At 57.4% G+C, this 1,120-nt stretch carries 2 pseudogenes; both read right to left on the bottom strand.

Annotated elements, in window-relative coordinates:
• Positions 1–123: 123 nt before the first annotated feature.
• Positions 124–261: pseudogene (locus AAFO90_RS24925) on the bottom strand (MerR family DNA-binding transcriptional regulator); the annotation flags it as partial.
• A 19-nt stretch (positions 262–280) separates the two neighbouring features.
• Positions 281–994 (bottom strand): annotated as a pseudogene (locus AAFO90_RS24930) (HAD-IC family P-type ATPase); the annotation flags it as partial.
• Positions 995–1,120 lie beyond the last annotated feature (126 nt).

Genomic DNA, 1,120 nt, shown 5'->3' on the forward strand with positions numbered 1-1,120 from the left:
CTTCCTGCTCTTTGATCATCCCGATGATTTGCGCCTCGGTGAAACGGCTCTTACGCATTCGTCTGCTCCTACATAGGTTGGGCAGACTCTACTTCATGGTGAGGGATTTTGCGGGGGGCAGGTCAGCTTGTGTAGATCGGTTTCGCGAAAGACACGATAGTCGTTCGTGTCTCGCAAAGGTTTAACCAGACCGATGTCCTCGTAGTAGCGGATTGTTTTTGCCCGCAGGCCTGTGCGTTTTGATACTTCACCGATGTTCAGGTTCATGTCGTTTCCTCACTTATACAGCCTGGGCCGGGATCGGGATCGCAGGGTCACGCGCCGGAGCTGGCGTCTTGTCACGCATGACCGGTTTTACCAATCGTAAACGCAGCGCATTTGTAAGCACAAACACACTGGAAAGCGCCATTGCACCAGCCGCCAGCACCGGCGAGAGTAGCAATCCGAATGCAGGGTACAAGACACCCGCGGCCACGGGGATCAGCAAGGTGTTGTAGCTAAAGGCCCAGAAAAGATTCTGGCGGATGTTGCGCATAGTGCGTGTCGAAATGTCGAACGCGTTGACCACACCGGTCAACTCGCCGGACATCAAGACAACATCGGCCGCTTCGATGGCCACATCCGTGCCCGTACCGATCGCGATGCCCACATCAGCGGTGGCCAGTGCCGGCGCATCGTTGATGCCGTCACCGACAAACGCCAGTTTGCCCCGTTTGCGCAACTCTTCCAGCGCCGCGACTTTCCCCTCGGGAAGGACCTCGGCCACAACAATATCAATCCCCAATTCAGAGGCGATTGCTTGGGCCGTGCCTTGGTTGTCTCCGGTAATCATAGCCACGCTCAGCCCCAGCCCATGCAGTGCCGCGATGGCTTGGGGTGTTGCGGGTTTGATCGGGTCTGAAACAGCAATTGCCGCCGCAATTTTCCCGTCAATGGCAGCATACAGCGGCGTGCGCCCTTTGCGGCCCAATGCATCACCGGTTTCGGCAAGCCCGATTGTGTCCCGGGAACTGGTGTAACTTTGTTCTTCGGCCTTAGCTCGGCCGCAATTACAGGGCGGCGATTTCCGCCGGGTCCATGGGAGCAGTGTCGCAAATCGCGGCGACGGTTTCCAGTGTCA

The sequence above is a fragment of the Phaeobacter sp. CAU 1743 genome (genome assembly GCF_039839315.1).
In the GTDB taxonomy this organism is placed as follows: Bacteria; Pseudomonadota; Alphaproteobacteria; order Rhodobacterales; family Rhodobacteraceae; genus Phycobacter; species Phycobacter gallaeciensis_A.